This is a genomic window from Vibrio sp. 1557 (assembly GCF_033340175.1).
Lineage (GTDB): Bacteria > Pseudomonadota > Gammaproteobacteria > Enterobacterales > Vibrionaceae > Vibrio > Vibrio alginolyticus.
The window spans coordinates 721,593-743,585 of record NZ_JAWOVZ010000001.1 but is presented as its reverse complement, the minus strand read 5'-3'; the positions used below and the strand labels follow the sequence as shown (position 1 = coordinate 743,585).

Annotated in this window: 18 protein-coding genes; 11 read left to right on the top strand and 7 right to left on the bottom strand. The window is 44.1% G+C overall.

Annotation, left to right across the window (positions count from 1 at the left end; all coding sequences use genetic code 11):
* Nucleotides 1-18: 18 nt before the first annotated feature.
* From R7070_RS03205 to R7070_RS03195, 3 genes are all read right to left on the bottom strand, one after another.
* Nucleotides 19-1,278, bottom strand: coding sequence for a DEAD/DEAH box helicase (locus tag R7070_RS03205; RefSeq protein ID WP_213877320.1), 1,260 nt, complete (start codon nt 1,276-1,278; stop codon nt 19-21).
* A gap of 67 nt (nt 1,279-1,345) precedes the next feature.
* Entirely contained in the window at nt 1,346-1,948 is a 603-nt protein-coding gene (locus R7070_RS03200) for an ACP phosphodiesterase (protein ID WP_053303599.1), read from the bottom strand.
* Nucleotides 1,949-2,029: 81 nt separating this feature from the next.
* Nucleotides 2,030-2,203, bottom strand: a complete 174-nt coding sequence (locus tag R7070_RS03195) for a hypothetical protein (RefSeq protein WP_017820948.1) — start codon at nt 2,201-2,203, stop codon at nt 2,030-2,032.
* Between the two features lie 314 nt (nt 2,204-2,517).
* On the opposite strand from R7070_RS03195, the gene R7070_RS03190 reads away from it, so the two are divergent.
* On the top strand, nt 2,518-3,948 hold the full coding sequence (locus R7070_RS03190; RefSeq protein WP_005376380.1) for a methyl-accepting chemotaxis protein: 1,431 nt from the start codon (nt 2,518-2,520) through the stop codon (nt 3,946-3,948).
* Nucleotides 3,949-4,378: 430 nt separating this feature from the next.
* Here the strand turns inward: R7070_RS03190 and R7070_RS03185 are convergent, their stop codons facing one another.
* Nucleotides 4,379-5,047 (bottom strand): HAD-IA family hydrolase, encoded by a 669-nt coding sequence (locus R7070_RS03185; protein ID WP_047103569.1) that lies wholly within the window; start codon nt 5,045-5,047, stop codon nt 4,379-4,381.
* 195 nt (nt 5,048-5,242) lie between these two features.
* On the bottom strand, nt 5,243-5,752 hold the full coding sequence (locus tag R7070_RS03180; RefSeq protein ID WP_318141090.1) for a flavodoxin: 510 nt from the start codon (nt 5,750-5,752) through the stop codon (nt 5,243-5,245).
* A gap of 145 nt (nt 5,753-5,897) precedes the next feature.
* Between R7070_RS03180 and R7070_RS03175 the strand changes: the two genes are divergently transcribed.
* The 4 genes from R7070_RS03175 to glgC all read left to right on the top strand — a co-directional run bounded on the left by R7070_RS03175 (nt 5,898) and on the right by glgC (nt 11,646).
* Nucleotides 5,898-6,368, top strand: a complete 471-nt coding sequence (locus tag R7070_RS03175) for a CreA family protein (RefSeq protein WP_005376377.1) — start codon at nt 5,898-5,900, stop codon at nt 6,366-6,368.
* A gap of 233 nt (nt 6,369-6,601) precedes the next feature.
* Entirely contained in the window at nt 6,602-7,906 is a 1,305-nt protein-coding gene (locus R7070_RS03170) for an inosine/guanosine kinase (protein WP_005376376.1), read from the top strand.
* A 236-nt stretch (nt 7,907-8,142) separates the two neighbouring features.
* Nucleotides 8,143-9,891, top strand: coding sequence for a formate--tetrahydrofolate ligase (locus tag R7070_RS03165; protein WP_256900067.1), 1,749 nt, complete (start codon nt 8,143-8,145; stop codon nt 9,889-9,891).
* A gap of 537 nt (nt 9,892-10,428) precedes the next feature.
* Nucleotides 10,429-11,646, top strand: coding sequence for a glucose-1-phosphate adenylyltransferase (gene glgC / locus R7070_RS03160; protein WP_017820952.1), 1,218 nt, complete (start codon nt 10,429-10,431; stop codon nt 11,644-11,646).
* Nucleotides 11,647-11,743: 97 nt separating this feature from the next.
* On the opposite strand, the gene R7070_RS03155 is transcribed toward glgC, so the two are convergent.
* Together R7070_RS03155 and R7070_RS03150 are read right to left on the bottom strand one after the other, a co-directional pair.
* On the bottom strand, nt 11,744-14,905 hold the full coding sequence (locus R7070_RS03155) for a chitinase C-terminal domain-containing protein (protein ID WP_256900068.1): 3,162 nt from the start codon (nt 14,903-14,905) through the stop codon (nt 11,744-11,746).
* A gap of 277 nt (nt 14,906-15,182) precedes the next feature.
* Complete coding sequence (locus tag R7070_RS03150) at nt 15,183-16,064, bottom strand: AraC family transcriptional regulator (RefSeq protein ID WP_005376392.1); 882 nt, start codon at nt 16,062-16,064, stop codon at nt 15,183-15,185.
* Between the two features lie 206 nt (nt 16,065-16,270).
* Between R7070_RS03150 and R7070_RS03145 the strand changes: the two genes are divergently transcribed.
* The 6 genes from R7070_RS03145 (at nt 16,271) to R7070_RS03120 (ending at nt 21,901) form a co-directional block, all read left to right on the top strand.
* The gene (locus R7070_RS03145) at nt 16,271-17,419 is read left to right on the top strand and encodes an iron-containing alcohol dehydrogenase (RefSeq protein ID WP_054700944.1); all 1,149 of its coding nucleotides are present in this window, start codon (nt 16,271-16,273) and stop codon (nt 17,417-17,419) included.
* A 294-nt stretch (nt 17,420-17,713) separates the two neighbouring features.
* Nucleotides 17,714-18,370, top strand: coding sequence for a lysoplasmalogenase (locus R7070_RS03140; RefSeq protein WP_005376394.1), 657 nt, complete (start codon nt 17,714-17,716; stop codon nt 18,368-18,370).
* 169 nt (nt 18,371-18,539) lie between these two features.
* Complete coding sequence (locus R7070_RS03135) at nt 18,540-19,274, top strand: amino acid ABC transporter ATP-binding protein (protein WP_053307675.1); 735 nt, start codon at nt 18,540-18,542, stop codon at nt 19,272-19,274.
* A complete protein-coding gene (locus R7070_RS03130) occupies nt 19,274-20,071 on the top strand; it encodes an amino acid ABC transporter permease (RefSeq protein ID WP_213914864.1) in 798 nt (265 codons plus the stop codon). The genes R7070_RS03135 and R7070_RS03130 overlap by 1 nt, the downstream gene beginning before the upstream one ends.
* Nucleotides 20,072-20,080: 9 nt before the next feature.
* Nucleotides 20,081-20,899, top strand: coding sequence for a transporter substrate-binding domain-containing protein (locus R7070_RS03125; RefSeq protein ID WP_064369266.1), 819 nt, complete (start codon nt 20,081-20,083; stop codon nt 20,897-20,899).
* A gap of 81 nt (nt 20,900-20,980) precedes the next feature.
* On the top strand, nt 20,981-21,901 hold the full coding sequence (locus tag R7070_RS03120; protein WP_017820957.1) for an amino acid ABC transporter permease: 921 nt from the start codon (nt 20,981-20,983) through the stop codon (nt 21,899-21,901).
* The last annotated feature ends 92 nt before the right edge of the window (nt 21,902-21,993 follow it).

Sequence of the window (21,993 nt, the reverse complement as noted above, 5' to 3'; positions counted from 1 at the left end):
AACAAAAGTTTGCGCGGTTTAGCGAGAGCTACGTGATTTACCACGATTCTTATGAATCGCCAATTTTGCTTTTAGCTTACGCTTCTCAGATGAACGACTACGACGACGCCCACCCCCATTTTGTTCAGGCTCAACTTCTTCTACAAGACTTGGCTCGAAACCTGCCAGCCATTCTTGGGGTAAGCGTTGATCAAGCAGATTCTCGATAGCTTGCAACAAGTACTCCTCATCTCTACTCATCAGAGAAACCGCCAAACCTGACTTTCCTGCTCTTCCAGTGCGGCCAATTCGATGGACATAATCTTCTGCTTTGAATGGCATATCAAAGTTCACGACTTGTTCTAGCTCTTGAATATCTAACCCTCGTGCTGCCACATCGGTTGCAATCAAAGCACGTACCTTACCTTGTTTAAATTCATCCAAAGCTCTTTGGCGGGCACCCTGTGATTTATCACCGTTGATAGAAACCGCTTTGATGCCATCTAACTTGAGCTCTTTCGCTAACTCATCACTGCCTTGCTTCGTTTTTGTAAATACCAGCACTTGCTGCCAATTCCGCGAGCCAATTAAGTACGCTAGCAATTCACGTTTCCGTTTTTTATCCACTGGATAAACCATTTGTGTTACCGTTTCAGCAGTCGTATTTGCTGGTGAAACTTCGACTTCAACTGGCGATTCCATGAGTTTATACGCAATAGTTTTGATTCGCTTCTCAAATGTCGCAGAGAACAATAGGATCTGTTTCTCTGCAGGTAAACGTCGGAAGATGCGCTGCAAGTCAGGCCAAAATCCCATATCTAACATACGGTCGGCTTCGTCTAACACGAGCATACCAGTTTCAGAGATGTTTACGTTACCATTAAACAGGTGATCCAAAAGGCGGCCTGGCGTGGCAATCAAAATATCAGCGCCCTCTTCTAACTTTCTCTTTTGTACGCCGATGCTTGTACCACCATAAACACACACAATGCGAAGTTCTGTTTCTGCCGAGTACTGATTCAAATTATCAAATACCTGCTGTGCAAGCTCGCGTGTTGGAACCAAAATCAATGCTTGAGGTGTGCCGTTAAGTTTCTTTTGCTGAACGGTTTGTATGATAGGTAAACCAAACGCAGCCGTTTTTCCCGTACCAGTTTGTGCAGCAGCAAGTAAGTTTTTTCCTGCAAGGACGTGTGGAATTGACTTTTCTTGCACTGGTGTTGGCGTCACGATATTTAGATTGCCTAGCGTCTCGATTAGCTTTTGTTCGATGCCTAAATCAGCAAAATTAACAGACATGTGTAACCTCATTATTTTTGGAGCGCAGAGTTTACCAGAGCCCCTAAAGCCATACTACTTTTCTATCTCATTGAGTTGAGTCATTAAGCTGTTGCTGAAAATCATACGACTGGCGCAAAACATCTCGATAAAGTGACGAGAACTTCTCTTCTAATTCGGTGTAATCACTTTCAATCACTTTAAATGTTGTGGTTAAGTCTGCCATCCTAGGACTTCTTTGCGACATCCGATGTAGTGCAAATTCTATATTGTCTAGATCTTGATAGGATTGAAGCCATCGGCCATGCCACATTCTGCTGTGGAGCACCAAAAAACGTGGCGGCAAATGTTCATGAACCTCTCGGTTTACTCTCTCGTATGCCGTTTTTACAAAGTGTTCGAGAGACACGGAGTGAAAGTCGTTCCAGTGTTTTGCGAGGCAATGATCCCAAAACATATCTAAAGCGATAGGTGCAAAACGTCTCGCAACACCAGTGAAATGAGGCTTACATTCGTTGACGATTGGATGATGGTCAGTAATACGGTCAACAAATCTATGTAATCTGATGCCATTTGAGATATCGCGATCATACAGCTTGCTTGGATCTCCTTTTACGAAGTCTCCAAGCAAGTTTCCCAATAAATGGCTGTTACTGTGTTCTGCGATATGCAGGTGGGCTAGAAAGTTCATTCGACGCCAGTTTTGGCCTCTAGGGCTTGGTGTGACATGAACCTAGTATAACGTCAATTACGACGAGATGAGAGTGTTCCGCTATTCGGCTTCGTTGTCTGAGCCAACGTATTCCGACAAGATAATGCCAATTTCAAGCGCATCTAGCAGCTCTAGGCTCTCATCGTTTTGGTATTGGTCGCTCATTGTGACCTCCTTTATTTTAAGCTCTCTTGCTTTTACTTGCTGACGGCCTGGCTCTTGCCATATCCACATCAGCAACTCCTTTTTATAGTCTTTATATGACACATTCATGACAGCGAGAAGTAAAGATTTAAAAACCTATGAGCATAATCAAAAGTAAACGATTGCAATTAGGTTTCATATCCACTTAACACTTTAGAGAAATGACTCTTTTATCAACATTCATGTCAATTTAAAGATATAACATACTGTTATAGGCGTCCTTAGATCTCATTTCTTAAACTAAATTTAGTATTCGTTACATATTTTGCTGATTAACTTCGCATATTTTGTTTCGATATAGCAATAGATTTGGTCAATATCTTTTATCTCTAATGGAGCTTTAAATGAGAGAAGTTGAGTTTAGAACGATAGACAGGCTGTTTATCAAGATGTCTATCAACGACAAAATGTGGGTTATATTCCTACTATTTTTAGTAGCCCTCACTTCAGTGGCTGGAAGCCGCTACTTCAATGAAATACAACAATTTGAGCAGCAAGCCATCTCGGCGAGCGAAGCGAAGCTTTCTGGTATCGTTGATGCTCAATCAAACCGCGCTACAGAAATTGACGGCGTATCGAAATCGAACCGCGTAAGCGAGAGTTCTTTTGTCGATGGGTCTGTGACCGCTTATGCCAAGTTGCATTCTGGAGAAGTGATTAAGCTGACTCAAAATGTGTCCACACAATACGAATCGTTAAAATCATCAGCTCTATCGTCACTATTACTTAGCTTCTTATGGGTTATTCCTTTTGCCCTATTCTCTTACTGGGTGGCAACGTTTATCGGAGGAGCTCTGTGGGTTTTATATACAACAACCGAAAAAATTGGTGACGGTGACTTAACCTCTCGTCTTGGTTTTCATCCAGGTCGAGATGAATTCGGTACCATCGGCTGTGCGCTAGACAAGTCTATGGATACCTTAAGTGAACTGGTTAATAGTGTTAAAAATAATGCAACGATGTTGAGCGAGACATCTTCTGCATTCGAAAAAGATATGCAGTTGAGTGAAACCCAGATATCTCATCAATATCAAACGCTTGATTCAGTCGCGACGGCAATGGAAGAAATGACAGCCTCTGCAAAGGAGGTATCAAGTATTTCTCAACAAGCAACGACGCAGTCAGACCAAGATGCCCAGAAGATCGAACTAAGCAGAAGCCGTGTACAAAACGTGATTGGCGAGATAGAGACGTTATCTAGCTATATTGAACAAGCCTCTACGTCAGTAACCAATTTAAACGAGAATACGACGCAGATTAATGACGTAATCACAACGATTAACGCCATTTCAGAACAAACTAATCTGTTGGCACTAAACGCAGCAATCGAAGCAGCCCGTGCTGGTGAACAAGGTCGTGGATTTGCAGTGGTTGCCGATGAAGTACGTACATTAGCAAGCAGAACTCAACAGGCAACAGTAGAGATCCAAGCCATGATTGAGAAGCTTCAAATTGAGAGCCAGAACATTGCTTCAATCACCAACCGAACCGTTCAGCAAGCTCAAACCAGCAGCCAGCTTATTGATGAAATCGGCCATGATGTTACCTCTATTGCCGAGTCAGCACGCTCATTAATGGACATGAGCATTCAGATTTCCACATCTGCTGAAGAACAAAGCGCAGTTGCTAACGATATTGCATCGGAACTTTCAGAAATTCGTAGTCAATCAAGCACAATCAGAGAAGTGGCGGAGCAATCTACCGCTGGCGTCGCTAATCTCACGCAAGCCTCCGTTTCTCTTGGTGAGATATTACAACGCTACCGCACCGCATAACGTTGTGGAACTTATGATCAACAAGGGCTCCTTAAGGAGCCCTTTTCTTTAAACCGTGTTCAACTATTACCTTCGATATTTTCTACGACATCCAAGTGGATATTTGAAGTGAATCTCAAGTTCTCGCTGTACCGGATGAAATAATGTTCTTAAACAAAGCGTTCCGCTATGCTTGATCTTGCCAATTCCAATTTGCTGCTGGAAAACAATATGAATAATTACAAAGACACAAAAGACATAGAGAACCTGAATTGCCCACTCTGCCAAGGAGATGAATATCTCATTTCATCGGATGGCGAGAAATTCACATGCGCTGCTTGCGGATTTCATACAAAAAACTTCTCATCTATCCAATGTCTACATCAAACGCCTTACCTACAGTCTAAACTTAAGCACATCCACAGCTTAAGTCCGGTTTGCCATTAGTAGGTCAAACAGAGCAGCCACACAGCTGCTCTTTTAATTCATCTAAATGATGGATGCGAATTACACGCTCGTCATCAACACGATTGATAGCTTCACCATTAAATAACTGTACCGTTTTGATACCGGCGTTTAATCCCGCCTCAACTCCTTTAGGCGTGTCATCAATATAAAGACAGTCACTTGGTAAAAAGCCCATGCTCATAGCACTGTACATGATTAAATCGGGCTCAGGCTTCCAACTATTCGCATCGAATGCTGAGAACACTTTGCCTCGGAAAGCATCGAGTAAACCGGTTAACTCCAAAGCGTATTCAATTTTATCTTTAGGTCCATTAGACGCCACACAATATTCGATATTATGCGAATCCAAAAACTGAATTAATCGTTTTGCGCCATCCATCGGCTGTAAGTGACGCACAAAAAGAGACTGGACTTCTTCTCGGTATTGCGGCTCTAAAACATCAATTGGGACTTTGATATCTTTCAATTCTTTAGTATCTAAAAGGATGTCAGCGAGCTTTCCTCCTTTAAAGTGAGAAACGCACTCTTCCATCGTTAACTCAGCCCCATGCTGGTTAAATACATTGACGAGCGCTTGGCAACACAGTCTTTCGCTGTCGACCAACGTACCATCACAGTCAAATATCACGCACTTAATATTGGTAATTGCCATAGCCATCTCCAGACGTCTTAAAGGCTTACGCCCAAGCTGATTTTAAGAATGTTTGGATTAATCTTATTTGAGTTTGGGATTGTTGAAACGACGAGCTTGGCATTTCATGGAAATAGAAGGGAGCAATTACAGTTTTTCTAAGCAAGATCACCCAACGTCATCTTGCTTTACTTTTTATGCACATTGATGTGTAAGTTAGTTTTCGATAACCACTGAGTCTAACAGTTTTTGCTCGGTGCTTAGTCTTTTAGCCAGATCAGCCACAAACGAGCTTTTATATTTTGATTCAGAAACAGCAACATCAGAGATGAGTGTATTTTCTTCGAGATGGCTAACAATAGCAGCACCAATTGGGACTCCAGATTTAAAACCAACATATAATTCAAAATCTGGCGTGAGGATAATCTGTGTCAGATATTCAATGATCATATCTTTATCATACTGCTGTTCCCAGCGCTGAGATTGCAAGATAGAGAACATAATGGTCAGTCGATGAAAATCGACCAGAAAAATATCGTCGGGGTTAAATTCAGAGTCACTTTCCAGTAGTGTGTCTTTGTCGACTACTTGATACGTTGCTTTTTCTAGCGTTTTGAAATAGACATCGCGCCCTTTCAAACTCTCTGGTGTCGGAAATTCAACTTCGACCAGATCATACAGCCATGTATTTTTACGCTCGATACTGGCTAACTGTTGTTCATTCATCTTGATACCTTCGTTTAGAGCAGTACATTAGCATGAAGCCCGCAACAAACCTAGCGCACATAGACCTTTCCGTGGCTAAATTTTGTTTTAGGTGCAAACCTCTGATAGATTTCATCAATATCTTTCCTAGTTAAGGACAAAAATAATGAAAAAGATGCTGTTAAGTGCATTGCTTGCTACTACTCTAGTTGGTTGTTCAGATAACGATGTTGCTGACGTGGGGCTCGGTTGGTTTACTTTGAAAGACATCAAAGTCGGTGAGTTGAAAGACGAGGTGGTAACAGGTGTCACATGTCACATCGCCTCTATCGAAGCGGATTTCAGCTTAGCAGATCCAAGTGATAGCTCAATATCATGTCGTCAGACTGGCGAAATCACACCGGAAATGATTGCAAAAATAGATAAGAGTAAGTCCGGTGAAATTGTATTTAAGAAGTCAAAAAGCATTTTCTTCAAAACAATGAAGGTTCGCCGTATTTATGATGCCGATAACCAAACCTTACTCTACTTGTCTTATACAACAAAAGAGACCGATGGTAGTTTTAAGCATAGCCTTTCGACAGTCCCACTTTGGGGTACCCAGGCTTACGTTGAGCCAACTGAAGTGAAAAAGTAACGCGGGTAAATTTAGTTAGCGCGGAGCAGGCTCTTTCCGGGCGCTGCTGAGCAACAAGTTTAAAAAACAACCCATTGCAATACGACAAGCGTCATAAATTGCAGCTGCTTTGGTTGCTATTTACTCAGCTCGCTGATTTTTTCAGCGAGCAGACTTCTTTGTAATAAATCGCCACGATTTTCATTTTTTTGTGATACAATCCCGCCTCTTTTTTTTCTCACTCAAGAACAAGCATGAAGTTTCCTGGTCAGCGTAAATCTAAACACTACTTCCCAACTCACGCTCGAGATCCATTAGTAAACCAAATCCGACAGGCACCTAAGCTATATCGCCCAACTATTGTTGGTGTCGGTCAAACCATTGTAGATATCGAAGCACGTGTAGATGACGCGTTTTTAGAGAAATACAACCTGAGTAAAGGACATTCGCTCGTTCTTGAAGAAAGCAAAGCAGATGCTCTTTACGAAGAACTGGTTGAGCAAGGCCTGATCACACACCAATACCCAGGTGACACGATTGGCAATACTCTTCACAACTACTCAGTTTTAGCCGATAGCAAATCCGTTTTGCTCGGTGTGATGTCTAAGAACATTCAAGTCGGTTCTTTTGCTTACCGCTACCTTTGCCGTACGTCTTCACGCATGAACCTTAACCATTTACAAACGGTAGATGGCCCTATTGGTCGCTGCTACACCCTAATTTCTCAAGACGGTGAGCGTACATTTGCTATCAACGAAGGTCATATGAATCAACTACTTCCGGAAAGCATTCCTGAAGAGATCTTTGAGAAAGCATCAGCCCTGGTTGTTTCTTCTTACCTAATGCGTGGTAAAGAAGAAGATCCAATGCCTAAAGCGGTACAAAGAGCGATCGACTTTGCTAAGAAGCACGATGTCCCTGTTGTACTTACGTTAGGGACGAAGTACGTTATCGAAGGCAACGCACAGTGGTGGCAAGAATACATTCGCGAAAACATTTCTGTTGTCGCTATGAATGAAGAAGAAGGTGCGGCGCTAACAGGTGAAACAGAGCCGCTAGCTGCTGCTGATAAAGCACTTGAATGGGTTGATCTCGTACTGTGTACGGCAGGACCAAATGGTCTGTACATGGCTGGTTACACCGACGAGAAAGTAAAACGAGAAACCACACACGACATCCTTGAAAGCTCCCTCGAAGCCTTTAACCAGTACGAGTTTAGTCGTGCGATGCGTAAAGAAGACTGTCAAAACCCAATGAAGGTCTACTCTCACATCGGCCCTTACCTTGGTGGACCATTAGAGATTAAGAACACTAATGGTGCAGGTGATGCAGCCCTTTCAGCCTTACTGCATGACATGGCAGCAAACTCTTTCCACCAAAAAGAAGTGCCTAACTCAGAAAAGCACGAAGTACGATGCTTAACCTACTCCTCGCTTTCTCAGATCTGTAAATACGCAAACCGAGTAAGCTATGAAGTGTTGACGCAGCACTCTCCTCGCCTATCGCGAGCGCTTCCTGAACGAGAAGATAGCTTAGAAGAGACTTATTGGGATCGTTAAAACGACAGCTTTAAAGCTGAAAATATATCAAGGCCACCATTTGGTGGCCTTTTTGTTTTTATCTAGCACTGTAACGAGTAGATTTTGTTAGTATGTCGCACAATACGAAGCAGTAAACTCTTTACAAGCCTAACCGAAACAGTACCATCACCAAGCAGACCTTTGCCTCACAATAATACTCGTTATAACTCAGGTAGTTTTTCAACGCTACCTGTGTGCCACTTTGGGGATTCTCCATGCAGTCAGATATCGAAATTTGCCGAAACACACCACTTTCTTCTATTGATGTTATCGCGGAAAAAGTAGGACTATTGCCCGAAGAGTATGACACTCACGGGAAGCACAAAGCCAAAGTCCACCCAAAATGTTTGGAACGACTCAAAGCAAATGATGACGGTAAACTTGTACTCGTCACTGCGATCACGCCGACTCCTCTTGGCGAAGGAAAAACCGTTACGACGATAGGATTGGCGCAAGGTTTAGCAAAGCTTAATCAATCTGTTATTGCATGTATAAGGCAACCTTCGATGGGACCCGTCTTCGGTATTAAAGGTGGCGCAGCGGGCGGTGGTTATTCTCAAGTAGCTCCAATGGAAGAGTTAAACTTACACCTTACTGGTGACATTCACGCAGTGACAGCGGCGCACAACCTTGCTTCAGCCGCTCTTGACGCTCGCTTGTTCCATGAGCAACGCGAAGGTTATGATGCCTTTGAAGCACGTACCGGGTTAAGAGCACTTAAAATCGACACGGCCAGTATTACTTGGAAACGAGTGATGGACCATAATGATCGTGCACTACGTAAAGTCAAAATTGGCCTCAATGATGCAGGAAAAACCATCAATGGTTTCGAGCGTGACGAAGGGTTCGATATTTCAGCAGCTTCCGAGTTAATGGCTATCATTGCACTAGCCAAAGATTTAAAAGATTTACGTCAACGTATCGGGAAAATTGTCGTAGCGTACGATTTGAACGGAAACCCCGTCACTACGGAAGATCTACAAGTTGCAGGAGCAATGGCAGTAACACTAAAAGAGGCGATTGCACCAACACTGATGCAAACTCTAGAAGGTGTTCCTACGTTGATCCATGCAGGTCCATTTGCAAACATCGCCCATGGAAATTCATCCATTATCGCGGACGATATTGCGCTAAAACTATCAGGTTACACGGTAACTGAAGCCGGTTTTGGTTCGGATATGGGATTCGAGAAAGCGTGTAACATTAAAGCTGCTGCCGCCAACAAAGCCCCGGACTGTGTAGTGATCGTAGCAACATTACGCGGCCTCAAAGCGAATTCTGGACACTACGATTTACGACCAGGTATGGCTATTCCAGATTCCATTTTTAATCCGGACCAAGCAGCATTGGAGGCTGGGTTTGAAAATTTAAAATGGCACATAAATAACGTTCATAAATACGGTTTACCTGCTGTCGTTGCCATTAATCAGTTTCCACAAGATTGTGTGAAAGAGCTTAAAGCTCTTGAAGATCTGATTCACCAATTTAATCCCGAAGTTAAAGTAGCCATCAGCACCGCTTTTTCGCAAGGCGGACAAGGCGCAACGGAACTAGCTCAACATGTTATTGATGCGTGTACCACGCCTGTAGAGTTTTGTCCGTTATACAACAAAGAGCAATCATTACTCGAAAAGCTCATGGCAGTATGTGAAGCGGGCTATGGCGCAACCAATATAGAAATGACTCCTATCGCGACTGAACAGCTCAACCATTTTGAAAATCTAGGTTTTAACAACTTAGCGGTTTGCATCGCGAAGACACCATTATCGATAACCACAGACTCCGCAGTCAAAGGCGCACCAACTGGTTTTACCGTCCCAATCCGCGAGCTGCGCTTGTGTGCGGGCGCAGGATTCGTTTATGCATTATCTGGTACCGTGATGACGATGCCAGGCTTACCTGATAAACCCGCATTTATGAACTTAGATCTTGATGATGGAGGAAATATCGTCGGTCTCTCTTAGTGCAGTGATAACGTATCGCTATCAGTGAAGTGAGCATATTCATTGAGTGAGTGGTCTACTTACCTATCCACTCACTCTCAACAACTGTGAAAAGAGTTGTCTCAGGCCTTCTACTCTTGAATCGTTGATACAAAGCTCTCCTGCCTTACATCAACACGCCTGTTTTACACCTTTAGAGTTAAGACGCTAACCCTAAGCCTTGTTTGGCCATAGTTATTAAGCTAGAAAACCCTATTTATCTTCTTGTTTTGTCGCCACTTTACATTGTAAATCCATACTTGTTGACTTCTCCTTTCTACAATTTTGCGCCAATTTGATGCACGGGCTATTTAGCGCTTCACTAATATGGTGCAGTTGTCTTACAGTGAAATTTTAACCTCCTTGATTTTTAAGGAGATATTCTATGGCTCGATTCTTGTAGTAGACTTTTCACTAATAAGCACATTAGCACATGCTTTTCAAAACCTCTGCGTTGCATACCACCTCCTTCAGGTTAGCACCGTTTTGATGCATGTCAGAAAAGGGAAAGGGAATACTATGGAAGACGCACTCGCCGTAATTTTAGCAGGAGGGATGGGGTCTAGACTCAGCCCACTCACCGATGACAGAACCAAGCCAGCCGTGCCTTTTGGCGGAAAATATAGAATTATAGATTTCACACTAACCAATTGTTTACATTCGGGTTTACGCAAGATCCTTGTTTTAACCCAATATAAATCTCATTCACTTCAAAAACACTTACGAGACGGCTGGTCGATATTCAATCCAGAGCTAGGCGAGTACATCACTGCTGTTCCGCCACAAATGCGCAAAGGTGGTGCATGGTATGAAGGAACCGCCGATGCGATTTATCACAACATGTGGTTGCTATCGCGAAATGATGCAAAGTATGTGGTTGTGTTATCCGGCGATCATATCTATCGAATGGACTACGCCGCAATGCTTGAAGAGCATAAAGAGAAAGGTGCTAAGCTCACCGTTGCCTGTATGGATGTTCCCGTAGAGGATGCTTCAGCATTCGGTGTAATGGGCACCGCAGAAAACGGGCTCGTTACTTCGTTTATAGAGAAACCTGAAACCCCTCCTACCCTTCCAGGAAGCACGACCAGAAGCCTCGTTTCTATGGGAATATATATCTTTGATATGGATGTTTTGAAAGAAGCGCTTGAAGAAGACTCAAAACTCGATTCATCAAGCCATGACTTCGGAAAAGACATCATACCTAAGCTGATTGATACCGAATCCGTTTACGCCTATCAATTCTGTGGCAGTAAAGGGCGCGTCGATAAAGATTGCTATTGGCGCGACGTGGGTACCATTGATTCCTTCTATGAAGCGAATATGGATCTACTAGAACCTGTGCCGCCAATGAACCTTTATCAGTCCAATTGGGCGATTCGTACTTACGAGCCGCAGTTTCCACCAGCTCGTACTGTATCGTCGGCTACGGGTAATGAAGGTATTTTTATTAACTCCATCATTGCTACCGGTGTCATCAATTCCGGCGGCTCAGTACAGCACTCCATTATTTCTTCTAATGTACGCATCCAAGACAGTGCAACGGTAGTCGATTCCATAATTTTTGATGACGTGGAAGTCGGTGAAGGAAGTCAGTTGGTCAACTGCATAGTTGATAAACATGTTCGTATTCCGCCACATACTCAAATTGGCATCAACAAACTTGAAGATGCGAAGCGATTTAAAATCTCAGACAAAGGTATTGTCGTCATACCTGAAAGTTACCAATTCGATTAAACGACAAACTATCACAACAAAAAAGCGCACGATAATCATCGTGCGCTTTTGTTTAAGTGCCTGTAAACATTAGGCTATGACAAATAATCCATAATAATTAGATGTTACATACCGTTGACCAGCTACCATCTGTACCCGGTTCAGCCGCTGTCCACCAGTTCGCTTGGTAAACCACACCGTTGTGGATGATCTTATCACCTTGGTTAGCGTGGCTTGGATTACCTGCCCAATCCGTTTGTGGCAAAGCTGGGTATGTCACTAAACCTGTCGTATCACACGTACCTGGTTCAGTGGTACCACCACCCGTGCCCGCATTGAGATCACCAATTGGTAGATCTGGCTGTTCAAACTTAAACGCAAACTCTTTACCACCAGAAATCACTGAGTAGTTAGCAGGACCAGAGATTGGTAGATAGTAAACCATATCAAGCTCGTAAGTGCCGCCCGCTGGCAAGTCTTTCCATGCTGGTAGAGAGAACGACACACGGTGCATTACGCCATCTAAGCCACCAATGTTGTTTGCTCGAGTATGTCCAGAAGCAATCACTTTCAAACCACCACCTGATTGGTCTTTCGCATTGTCCGGCGCAGATACTGGGATATCGAATTGGAATTCAGTACCGCCAGGGATCGCTTGACCAGTGTTATTTGTAAACGTGATTTTCGGGTTAATTGGGTAGTTTTGGTCGCCAACTTTGAAGCCGCCAACACTAACAGTAATGTCTACTGCTTCAGTTGGTGTTGGACCAGTCGCTACTTTGTTACCGTAAGGCGTCGCAGACTTAAACTTGTCGTAGATAGCTTTGGTCATAGTGTTACCCATGTGGTATTCACCATTACCCGCCGCACAAGCTTGTTCAGTGGCATCTACTGCCGTACGATTACCATTTGCATCCAGTACGTAACAGTTGTAGTCACCGGCTAGTTCCCAGAACATGATACCGCCGATCTCTTTATCGATAACGTAATCGGCTTTCACCTCGATAGAAGCTTTATCTTCCGTAGATAGGAATACGCTCTTCTCTGCGTTCCACAACCAAGGTGCCACAGCAACGCTATCGTAATGACGGGTATAAGTACCAACAAACTTATCTGAAGGATCGTTGACAGGGTCGAGACCGTAAGCAGCTGCGTAAGAGCCCCAAATACCGTTTTCTAGGTTCTTAGCATGCCACATTGGGTTAGAACCAGCGCCCATTTCGTTTCCTTTAGGGTCGGTATCATGCCACATGTTGTCGATACCAATAGCGCCGTGACCACAGTTGTTCTTCTCACCTTCACCTGTGCCCGGTTGGCACTCTGCTTGGTTTGGTAGTGCCGCTCGGCCCCAAAGGCCATTGTCGCCACCAGTAACACCTTGCCAACCACGGGTGTAGTAAGGAACACCAATGTTGATACGACCTGCTGGCATAGAGCCACGGAAGTAATGGTAAGCCCAGTCTGTGTTCAAGTAACCGATACCACCGTATGCAGCAGTGCCGTATACGTTCCACTGCGCTAGCTCAGAGTCTTTACCTGTATCGAATAAAGCCGCGTTATGACCAACGTGATCATTCCAAGCCCCATGCAAGTCGTAAGACATGATGTTTACGTAGTCTAGGTACTTAGTTACATCGAAGGTTTCCATCCCACGTAGCAAGTAACCTGAAGATGGTGCTGCGATAGTCAGCATATAATGAATACCATCTTGCGCGGATGCCGCATCAAGTTTCTCACGCAATACTTTCATCAGCTCTTGGTAAGACGCCCATAAATACTGACGACGTGGTTCCATGAAGTCTTTGTCGTAAGGGTTACCAGCACCAGCCATTGACGTCGGGTATTCATAGTCGATATCCAGACCATCGAACTTGTACTGACGCATCATTTCAACGGCTGAAGTTGCGAACTTCTCAATACCAGCATGATTAATAGAACCGTCCGCATTCGTCGTCATGGTGTAGAAGCCACCATCAGCTACACGATCGCCGTTCGTATCGAAGTGACCGCCCGTTTCAGCCCAACCACCAATCGAGATTAGCGTTTTAACATCATGTTTTTGCTTGTAAGTTGCTAGTGCACCAAAATGACCTTTAAAACCAAGAGCGGGATCTACCTCAACGCCTGGCCAAGTTTTACCTGTAGCAGGGTTGTTAGGATCATTTACGTCGCCAACGTTTACTTTGCCGTCAGAACCAATGCTCACAAACGCGTAGTTAATGTGAGTAAGTTGTTCCCAAGGAATGTCTTTAACAAGGTAAGTCGATTGTGGGTCGTCACCTGATCGCCAACTGGTGAAGTAGCCGATTACACGACGTGGGTGATCAGCCCCCATTTTCTCACGGCCTTCTTCGTCATAAATAGAACAGTAAGGAACATCTACACCCGTTGTTTGATAAAGACCATCAGGACGACAATTAGATGTCACTGCGCCGCCGTTTACTGTTAACGTCGCAATTGCAGAATCTGCTGTTGCTCCAGCATCATCGGTTGCTCTCGCATAAACACTTAATGAGCCAGCTTGTGAAGGGGTTACATCCAGCGTGTATGGCGCTGTTGTAGCAGTGCCAGCAAGCACACCTGCAACATAAAAATCAACTTTAGCAACGGTACCATCCGCATCCGTAGCATTTGCAGTCAGTGTTACGGAACCACCCAGGTCAATAGAGCTCGCAGAAAGCACGACATCCACTGTCGGCGCTTCGTTACCAGGTTGCGCTGATGCCACAGTTAACGTCACAACACTTGCCGTACTAACGGCACCTGCATCGTCATAGGCCTTGGTAGAGAACTCGTGCTGTCCTTCAGTTGCTGTCCACGATGCAGCATACGGCGCAGACGTTGCCTGACCAACTAATACACCATCAACAAAGAACTCTACTTTGCTAACAGTCCCATCAGTATCTGCCGCATCTGCAGCTAGGTTAACAACATCACCCGCAGTCACAGAAGCCGACGCAGAAGGCGATGTCAGAGTAACCGTCGGGACTTCATTCTGAGGTGGATCAACCGGTCCAGTGCCATCACAAGCGCCAAGTGTTTCCCACTCGCCCCACTCACCAGATTGCGCTGGATTGTTGTTTTGCGTCCAGTAACGAGCTTTATAAGCATTACCTTCATGCTGAACTTGGTCGCCACCGTTATAAACTTTTGATGATTGCCAAGTTTCTAGAGGGGCACAGTCAACTGCTGCGTAGCTATTGAAGGCCATAAGACAAGAAGCGGTGAGTGTGCTTAGTGTGAACACGTTTTTCACTGCGTTGCCGTTTTTAAGGTGCATAATCGCTCTTCCTTAAGTTATTGTTAAAACAATACTAAATGCGCTAAACGAAGCGCATCTATACTTTTATTTCGACGTAAAATAACTTAAGTACAAGTTGGTGATTTCACACTATCTATTTACGAGTTTTCCACACCGCCTCGCAACAATCCACTAAATGATTGCAACAACGTACCTATTATTTGGCACCAGTAACTAATTTTATAACTCAAATAAATATGTCACTCGCAAATTAATAAAAAAGGTAAAAAAAGTCGCCATTTTGAAATAAAGATCACTAAGCCTTTGTTGACCTTGGCGTTTCATTAAAATGCCGCTTGTACTCGCGACTAAACTGTGATGGGCTCGTGTACCCGACCATTCTCGCTGCATCATTAACACGTCGCCCCTCTAACTGGATCAATTCGCGCGCTTTGTTAAGTCGAACTTTCTTAATATATTGCAACGGAGATTCAAGCGTGACATTGCGAAATGCTTGATGGAAAGCAGACACACTCATGTTGGCTTCTTCAGCCAATGCTTGTACGTTCAACTGTTCGTGATACGCTTGATGTACACGATTTAGTGCTTTAGCTACCCTCGCGTAAGAACCTTCTTGATGTGCTAGGTCAAATAAAACATACCCCTCTTTGCTCACCAAAGTACGATACACAATTTCCTCAAGAAGCAGCTCGCCAAGCATGATGACATCAAGCTCGTTACACATTGCTTTCATTAACCGCTTGCACGCATCCAACATACCTTCATTCATACGTACCGACTTAAGGCCGCAACGGGTTGCATCCAGACACTTATTACTGAATTTCTCAGCCTCTAATTTTTTAACGAGTTTATGAAGAAGCGTTGGCGAAATATCTATCGAAATGCCAAGTAAAGGCTCATTGTTTGTCGCAAACGCTTCGCACTCTAGTGGCATGGGAACCCCGACAACAAGGTAATCATCGGGCCCATATTGCACTGGTGTATCACCAATATGAATGTTCTTATGCCCTTGACCCAATACGATGATGCCGGACTGATAGACAAACGGCTGGCGATGATTCCCTTTGCTACTGCGATAAAACCATACGCCATCTATCGCTGTTTTCTTCATACCTTCTAGGTCATGCAGCCCCTGCTTTTCAACATATTGCTGCATGATATTTGCGAGAGTGTGCATTAGAGCGCTCCATCAATGACCAACGAGTTTGGTCTCTATTATCGTTTCGAGCACTATACTTCCTCTCGACTTTAACTTTCTAGCTCAAGAGCATTAATTTTGTAGAAATAGGCAAATTATTTGCAGAAATCGACCTGTTAACCATCATTAATCAGGACTAATATGCATGTATTCAATCTCCTTCACTGGAAGCAAGAGGGCTAATAATGAACTTTTCTTATGTAAACCCAACCAAGATTTTCTTTGGTCAAAAACAAATCGCAGCAATCAAAGAAGCTATCCCATCCGACCAAAAAGTTTTAGTGGTATACGGTGGTGGCTCCATCAAAAAAAATGGCGTGTACGACCAAGTAGCAGAAGCTCTTGAGGGACATGAATGGCTAGAGTTTTCAGGTGTTGAACCAAACCCAACCAAAGAAACACTCGATAAAGCAGTCGCAATGGTAAAAGAGCATGGTGTTGATTTTATTCTAGCGGTAGGTGGTGGTTCAGTCATCGATGGTTCCAAATACGTAGCAGCGGCATCAAAGTATGATGGTGATGGTTGGGATATCATGATTGGTAAGCACCAAGTCACTGAAGCGACGCCTCTAGCTGCAATTTTGACATTGCCAGCAACAGGCTCAGAGTCAAACATGGGCGCAGTTATCACTAAAAAAGAAACTCAAGACAAACTTCCGTTCATGTCTCCAGCAGTGCAGCCAAAATTTGCAGTGTTAGACCCAGATGTAATGAAAACACTGCCAGAACGCCAGCTTATCAACGGCATTGTTGACGCATGGGTGCACGTATGTGAGCAATACTTGACGCTTCCTACCGGTGCAATGGTTCAAGATGGTTACGCAGAAACACTGCTGAAAACTTTAAAAACACTCGGAGAACAGTTTGCGGAACGAGACGACGATATGTGGCGCGCAAACTTAATGTGGTCTGCTAACCAAGCATTGAATGGGTTAATTGGTAGTGGCGTTCCACAAGACTGGGCGACACATATGATCGGCCATGAATTAACGGCTCTATGGGGCGTTGATCATGCGCGTTCTCTTGCAATTGTCCAACCGTCGTTACTTCGTAACCAAATGCAGTTTAAGCGCCCTAAGTTAGAACAAATGGGTCGCAACGTATTTGGTCTTGAAGCAGGTGAGGATTTAGCAGAGCGCACAATCGAAGCTATCGAAGCGTTTTATCATCAACTTGATGTCGCAACTAAGCTCGAAAACTATGGTGAGAGCCGTGAACAAGCTATCGATGCCATCATTGATCAACTAAACAAACACGGCATGACTGTTTTAGGTGAAAACCAGGCGATCACACTTGAACGTAGCCGAGAAATCTTAGAGTTAGCTGTCTCATAACTGCAACAACTCTTCACTGCCCTTCCTAGGGTTTAACGGTATTGTGACTTAACAGTCACAATACCGTTTTTTTATGCTATTTTGTAAGCCACATCACGTTCAAAACGAGGAGGCTTCTAAAAACAACGATTCCCTCCAGACAAAAAATCGGCCGTGTTGGTTAGTAAAGAGACAACTGTCCAGCTTTACACAAATAAAAATAATTGAGATCAAAGAACGAGTTAACTCGTTAATTAAGTTTTGATTTGTTGTAGTGATGTACTACATAATTTTGTCTGTTCGAGAAAACACTTTATGTGGCTAGTTGTTGTCGTATTAGCATTCATACATATCATCAGTATCCGTAAAGGCTCTAAATGGCTCTTTTACGTTTCTAAACCATTACCAGTGCTCTGTATGCTTGGTATTTTAATTCAGTCCCCGGCTTACCCAATGCCATATGCGCATTGGATTTTGATTGGCTTATCGCTCTCGTTGCTTGGTGACGTGTTATTAATGCTCCCTAGAGACAAGTTCATTACAGGATTAGTGCTCTTTTGCTCTGCCCATCTCTCCTATAGTTATGGTTTTGCCATCATGTCAGCGTGGCATTTTACACCTTGGCTCCCAATTGCCTTGTTCGGACTGGGTATATGCGTCTACTGGTTGTTCCGACCGGATCTCGGTAAAGAGAAACGGCCAGTTGCCAGTTATATATTGGTACTGATGACTATGTGCTGGGCTTCGATCGAGTATTATTTGAGTGGGAAAACACAATCCTCCTCCTTTGCAGTGCTCGGAAGCTTTATCTTTATTATCTCTGGCATCGTATTGGCTTTCGAACGCTTTGGTGGACGGTCAATATTTTCACGACAAGTTGTCATGGTGACCTACTATTCTGCACAGACACTAATGGTTATGTCTGTTGTTGCGATTGTTGTTCGTTATCCGTATCTCGTTGAACTGAGTTAGTCATACTATAGACTCTAGACAGCACCAGCATTAAAGAAACATGGATGTATCTTGTAATCGATCTGAATAGAGTCTTAAAATCATCGCCTAAACATTAGCTTATTCTTAATGAAATTACGCGCACAACTTGCTATTGTAAAAGGATATTTTTCCGTTATAGCGTGCCCCTTTGAAAGAGAATACTCCCGTCGTTGAGTTTAGCGACGTAAATAAGTGGTATGGCGATTACCACGCTCTAAAAGACATCAACTTCTCCGTGCATTCTGGCGAGATCGTCGTGGTGTGTGGCCCTTCAGGTTCCGGAAAATCAACGCTCATTCGTTGCATCAACCATCTTGAATCGATTCAAGAAGGCCAGCTTCATGTGTTCGACCAGCCTTCTCACGCAAAATCTCTCAAGCCCGGTAAAATCGGCATGGTGTTCCAACACTTTCACCTTTTTCCTCACTTGACTGTACTGGAAAACCTCACCTTAGCGCCGATTCGCACACTCAAATTATCAAAACAAGAAGCTGAAAAACGCGCAAAACATTACCTAAAGCGAGTCAATATTGAAGAGCAAGCGAGTAAGTACCCTATCCAGCTTTCTGGCGGTCAGCAGCAACGCGTCGCGATTGCCCGCTCCTTGTGTATGGAACCGGATTTACTCCTGTTTGACGAGCCAACTTCGGCGCTTGATCCGGAAATGATCAACGAAGTGTTGGATGTCATGGTTGAGCTGGCTCAAAGCGGAATGACGATGATTTGCGTCACGCATGAAATGGGATTTGCCAAAAAAGTAGCGAACCGCGTGGTATTTATGGATGAAGGCCAAATCGTGGAAATGAACTCTCCAGTCGCCTTATTTGAGACACCACAGCATCCACGCACCCAAGCATTTTTGAACCAAATTTTAAGTTACTGATGATAGTTCGCGTAATCAAACCTGTCCTTCAAGCTATACTGCAAATGACGCTCCTCTTCATCGCGATTGTGTGGGTGTTGGACTCTGGTGCCGACGCTATGGGCTATCAATGGCAATGGGAGCGCGTACCTGATTACATCGCTTTTTATGAAGATGGCGAATGGTGGCCGGCAGAACTTATTGATGGGCTATTGGTAACGCTTAACATCTCGGCTATTAGTCTATTTTTTACCTTAGTATTAGGGTTGGTTACCGCGTTACTAAGGCTTAGCGATTCGAAAGTCGGCAATGTTATTGGTACCACTTATGTCGAAGTAATACGTAACACGCCGTTGTTGGTGCAAATCTATTTACTCTACTTCGTGTTTGGCCCCGCGATTGGTTTGGACCGATTCAGCACCGCCGTTTTGGCATTGTCCCTTTTCCAAGGTGCCTACACCGCGGAAATATTCCGTGCAGGTTTAAACAGTATTCCTAAAGGGCAATTCGAAGCAGCACAAACTCTCGGGCTATCACCGTTTTATACCTACAAAGACGTAATTTTGCCTCAGGTTTTACAGCGCACATTACCGCCATTAACCAATGAAGTGGTTTCTTTGATCAAAAACTCTTCCATTGTAAGCGTGATGGCGATTTTTGATCTAACAACACAGGCACGCAACATCGTCTCAGAGACGGCGATGCCGTTCGAAATTTGGTTCACCGTGGCAGCAATTTATCTTGCTCTCACTCTGTCACTTTCTGGCTTGTCTGCATGGCTAGAACACAAACTCGGAGCCAGTTGGCGCAAATTATAAGGAGATAACATGAAGTTATTCAAAGCGACCATTACTGCATTATTAGGGCTAGCCATCGCTATGCCTACAATCGCGAAAGAAGATGTCGCCACACCCAATGTAGATCAAATCAAAGAACGAGGCACTTTGCGCGTTGGTATGTCAACATTTGTACCTTGGGCAATGCGTAACAAGCAAGGTGAGTTAATCGGTTTTGAAATCGATGTTGCCAAACGCTTAGCACAAGATTCAGGTTTGAAAGTGGAATTCGTACCGACTGCGTGGGATGGCATTATTCCCGCACTACTGGCGAAAAAGTTCGACGTGATCATCGGTGGCATGTCTGTTACGCCTGAGCGTTCCAGAAGCGTCTTGTTTACTGAGCCCTACTCGCACTCAGGCGTTCAAGTAGCAGCAAACAAAGAACTCGCCTCTGGTTTTAGCGAATTTTCGGATTTTGACTCACGACGCGTAAAAATTGCGGCTCGTCGCGGCGCATTCACCGTTCAAGTAGCCAGAGAAACCTTCCCGAAAGCGAAGATCCTGCAATTTGATGACGACGCGCAAGCGTTCCAAGAGGTGCTGAATGGTAACGCCCACGCGGTCATTGCTTCTAGCCCAAAACCAGAACATGAGACAGTGAAACACAGCGACAAACTATTCCTTCCATTCTCTGAGCGACTATCACAAGGTAACGAAGCCTTTGCAGTTCGCTTGGGGGAAGAAGATAAAAAGGCCTTTTTCAATAAATGGATTGAAGCAAGAACCCAAGATGGATGGTTAAAACAACGTTATGAATACTGGTTCTCGACATTAGATTGGCAAGATCAAGTCGCGCAAGGCCAGTAATCTAAATGGCTCGTGGACGCCGCGAGCCTATACTCTCCAATCATCCATTTTACTTTTCCATAACTTATCGGAGTCAAATTTTTGGGCGAACACACTACCACTCGCACAGCACCCGCGAAATCCAGCACAGGCTACCTTTTACCGCAATTAAACACACTAGACTGGGTACTACTTGTTATGTGCGGTATCGGTGGTGTTTGGCTGTACCATCGGTCCGCTGTTGGTGTGCATTATTTGTGGCAGTGGAAAGAGGCGCTTGAATTACTTTTCACGCCTAGAGCAGATGGTGGTTTGCCCTACTTCTTCCAAGGTTTGATTTCGACGTTAAGGCTCAGTATTTGGGGCATCAGCTTCGCATTAGTGTTTGGCACTTTGTTAGGCTTAGCACGCTTCTCTCGTTCCGTTTGGTTGCGCACACCTGCCAATGCGTTTATCCAGTTAGTGAGAAACATCCCTCCGTTGGTGTTTGTTTTTATTTTCTACTTTTTCATTTCGAACCAATTGATCCCGTTGCTCGGTTTGGAAGATCTTCTACGAAACTACAACGGCGAACCAAATGCGCTACAGCGCTTTCTGTTTGGGCCTTCTAACCTTTGGGAAAACCTTGCCTCTGGCGTGTTATGCGTCGGCTTACTCTCTTCTGCCTACATTGCAGAAGTTGTGCGCGGTGGTTTACAAAGTATCGACCAAGGTCAGTGGGAAGCGGCTGACTCATTGGGCTTGTCTCGGTGGGTGAAATACCGATTTGTTATCGCGCCACAGGTGCTTAAATCAATAACACCTGCACTTGCCGGTCAAACCATCTCTTTGGTGAAAGACACCTCTATTGTTTCACTGATTTCGATACAAGAAATGACGTTTGTTGGGACAGAGATGGCAAATTCATCAGGGTATATATTTGAAATTTGGTTGATTGTCGGCCTTGCTTACTTCTTAATTTGTTTTGGTCTGTCACTTATTTTTCGCCATATTGAAGCAAAATCGGAAGCCATTTCAAATTAACTCAACCGCATATGTAATTAGGCACATTTGATTCTTCAAATCAGAATTGCACCCTGTTACATTGGCAAGATGCTAAATTTTCGGCGTTTTTC

What these genes read in the sequence shown, in the direction of transcription:
- R7070_RS03150 (WP_005376392.1), bottom strand. Translation starts at nt 16,064, where the DNA reads ATGCACACTCTCGCAAATATCATGCAGCAATATGTTGAAAAGCAGGGG.
- R7070_RS03190 (WP_005376380.1), top strand. Translation starts at nt 2,518, where the DNA reads ATGAGAGAAGTTGAGTTTAGAACGATAGACAGGCTGTTTATCAAGATG.
- R7070_RS03125 (WP_064369266.1), top strand. Translation starts at nt 20,081, where the DNA reads ATGAAGTTATTCAAAGCGACCATTACTGCATTATTAGGGCTAGCCATC.
- R7070_RS03165 (WP_256900067.1), top strand. Translation starts at nt 8,143, where the DNA reads ATGCAGTCAGATATCGAAATTTGCCGAAACACACCACTTTCTTCTATT.
- R7070_RS03180 (WP_318141090.1), bottom strand. Translation starts at nt 5,752, where the DNA reads ATGAATGAACAACAGTTAGCCAGTATCGAGCGTAAAAATACATGGCTG.
- R7070_RS03155 (WP_256900068.1), bottom strand. Translation starts at nt 14,905, where the DNA reads ATGCACCTTAAAAACGGCAACGCAGTGAAAAACGTGTTCACACTAAGC.
- R7070_RS03195 (WP_017820948.1), bottom strand. Translation starts at nt 2,203, where the DNA reads ATGTGGATATGGCAAGAGCCAGGCCGTCAGCAAGTAAAAGCAAGAGAG.
- R7070_RS03140 (WP_005376394.1), top strand. Translation starts at nt 17,714, where the DNA reads ATGTGGCTAGTTGTTGTCGTATTAGCATTCATACATATCATCAGTATC.
- R7070_RS03175 (WP_005376377.1), top strand. Translation starts at nt 5,898, where the DNA reads ATGAAAAAGATGCTGTTAAGTGCATTGCTTGCTACTACTCTAGTTGGT.
- R7070_RS03205 (WP_213877320.1), bottom strand. Translation starts at nt 1,278, where the DNA reads ATGTCTGTTAATTTTGCTGATTTAGGCATCGAACAAAAGCTAATCGAG.
- R7070_RS03200 (WP_053303599.1), bottom strand. Translation starts at nt 1,948, where the DNA reads ATGAACTTTCTAGCCCACCTGCATATCGCAGAACACAGTAACAGCCAT.
- glgC (WP_017820952.1), top strand. Translation starts at nt 10,429, where the DNA reads ATGGAAGACGCACTCGCCGTAATTTTAGCAGGAGGGATGGGGTCTAGA.
- R7070_RS03130 (WP_213914864.1), top strand. Translation starts at nt 19,274, where the DNA reads ATGATAGTTCGCGTAATCAAACCTGTCCTTCAAGCTATACTGCAAATG.
- R7070_RS03145 (WP_054700944.1), top strand. Translation starts at nt 16,271, where the DNA reads ATGAACTTTTCTTATGTAAACCCAACCAAGATTTTCTTTGGTCAAAAA.
- R7070_RS03170 (WP_005376376.1), top strand. Translation starts at nt 6,602, where the DNA reads ATGAAGTTTCCTGGTCAGCGTAAATCTAAACACTACTTCCCAACTCAC.
- R7070_RS03185 (WP_047103569.1), bottom strand. Translation starts at nt 5,047, where the DNA reads ATGGCAATTACCAATATTAAGTGCGTGATATTTGACTGTGATGGTACG.